Source organism: Nonomuraea indica, from assembly GCF_002850745.1.
GTDB lineage: Bacteria > Actinomycetota > Actinomycetes > Streptosporangiales > Streptosporangiaceae > Nonomuraea > Nonomuraea indica.
Window position 1 is genome coordinate 1 of the sequence record NZ_PJOK01000101.1, and the last position, 2,184, is coordinate 2,184.

1 protein-coding gene is annotated in these 2,184 nt (G+C 76.1%); it reads left to right on the plus strand.

Translation table 11 applies throughout. The features are described from left to right. Positions 1–2,184 (plus strand): polyketide synthase dehydratase domain-containing protein (locus tag CXR44_RS38645; RefSeq protein ID WP_144070256.1); only part of this gene is annotated, 2,184 nt, incomplete at both ends.

Consider the following 2,184-nt stretch of genomic DNA (forward strand, 5'->3'; position numbering starts at 1 on the left):
TGGCTGGCCGACCACGTCATCGCGGGCAGCCCCATCCTCCCCGGCGCCGCCCTGGTCGAGCTCGCGGTCCGCGCCGCCGACCAGGCGGGCTGCGGCCACCTGGAGGAGCTCACGATCGAGGCGCCCCTCGTGCTGCCAGGGCCGGGCGCGGTGTCGGTCCAGCTCCGGGTCGGCACGGCCGACCGGACCGGCAGGCGCGAGGTGAGCATCCACTCCAGCTCCTCAGGCGACGACTGGACCCGGCACGCCACCGGAACGGTCACCCCGCAACCGGCCGCGCCCGGCACCGGCGAGCAGGCCATCGGAGCCTGGCCGCCGCCCGGAGCCGAACCGGTCGAGCTGGACGGCCACTACGAGGCGCTCGCCGAGGCGGGCCTCGGCTACGGCCCCGCCTTCCGGGGACTGCGTGCCGTCTGGCGGGCGGGGGACGACGTCTACGCGGAGGTCGCCCTGCCCGAGGCGGCCGGCACGGAGACGTATGGGCTGCATCCGGCACTCCTGGACGCCGTCCTGCACGCCCTCGCCGCCGCGACCCCTCCGGCGGCGGGGCAGCCGCCCCGCATCCCGTTCTCCTGGTCCGGGGTGACGCTGCACGCCGCCGCCGCGACCACGCTGCGCGCCCGGCTGACACCGGCCGGCGCGGACGCCGTGTCGATCGTCGCCGCGGACGCCACGGGCGCGCCCGTCGTCACCGTCGACTCGCTCGTACTCAGACCCCTGGCAGCCCCCGCCGCCCAGCACGACGACTCCCTCTTCCGCGTCGAGTGGTCCGCGGTGCCCATGGAGGCGGGGCGGAACGCGGGCGTCACCGTGGTCCACTGCGAGCCGCCCCGGACGGGAGACCTGGCAGCGGACACCCACGCCGCGGTGCACGCGACGCTCGCCGCCCTTCAGGAATGGCTGGCCGGAGAGCCCGGCGACGACGCCCGCCTGATGATCGTCACCAGGCGCGCGGTGGCCGCGGTCCCGGGCGACCCCGCGCCCGATCCGGCCGCCGCGGCGATCTGGGGGCTGGTCCGGGGCGCGCAGGGAGAGCATCCCGGCAGAATCCTGCTCGTCGACACCGACGCCCCAGCGGATCCCGCCGAGCCCGCAGCGCCCGCGGATCCGGCAGACCTCGCAAGGCCCGCGCATCCTGCGCGCCCCGCGGACCGTGCGCGCCCCGCGGACCCTGTGCGCCCCGCGGACCCTGTGCAGCCCGTGGTCGCCGGGGAGCCCGAGATCGCGATCCGCGCCGGCACGGCCTACGCCCCCCGGCTCGCGCGGATGTCCACCCATCGCGGCCTGGTGCCGCCCGCGTCGCCGCACTGGCGGCTGGACGTGACGGCCAAGGGCACCCTGGACCATCTCGCCCTGCGCGCCCACCCGGAACAGGAGCTCGGGCCCGGCCAGGTGCGCCTCCGGGTACGCGCGGCGGGGGTCAACTTCCGCGACGTGCTCATCGCGCTGGACCTGTACCCGGCCGACGTGCCCCTCGGCGGCGAGGGCGCCGGAACCGTCGTCGAGGTGGGCCCCGGCGTGACCGGGCTGGCACCGGGAGACCGGGTGTTCGGCCTGTTCTCCCACGCGTTCGGGACCAGCGCGGTCGCCGATCACCGGATGCTCGCGCCGATCCCCGCCGGATGGTCGTACGAGGAGGCGGCCTCGGTACCGATCGCCTACCTCACCGCCTACTACGGCCTGGTCGAACTCGCCCGGCTGCGGGAGGGAGAACGCGTCCTGATCCACGCCGCCACCGGCGGCGTCGGCTCCGCGGCCGTCGCCCTCGCCCAGCACCTGGGGGCGGAGGTGTTCGCCACCGCGAGCCCCGCCAAGTGGGCCGCGCTGCGGGAGCGCGGCCTGGACGACGCGCACATCGCCTCCTCGCGCACCCTTGACTTCGCCGCGGCCTTCACCGCCGGCATGGACGTGATCCTGAACTCTCTCACCGGTGAGTTCCTCGACGCCTCGCTGCGGATGCTGGCGCCCGGCGGCCGGTTCCTGGAGATGGGCAAGACCGACCTGCGCGATCCCGCCGGCCTTCCCGGCACGGACTACCAGCCGTTCGACCTGATGCGGGTCGAACCCGAACGCGTCCGGAGCATGCTGGCCGACCTGCTCGCCCTGTTCGAGTCCGGCGCCCTGCGACTGCCGCCCATCACCACGTGGGACGTACGGCGGGCGCCCGAGGCGTTCCGCCATGTC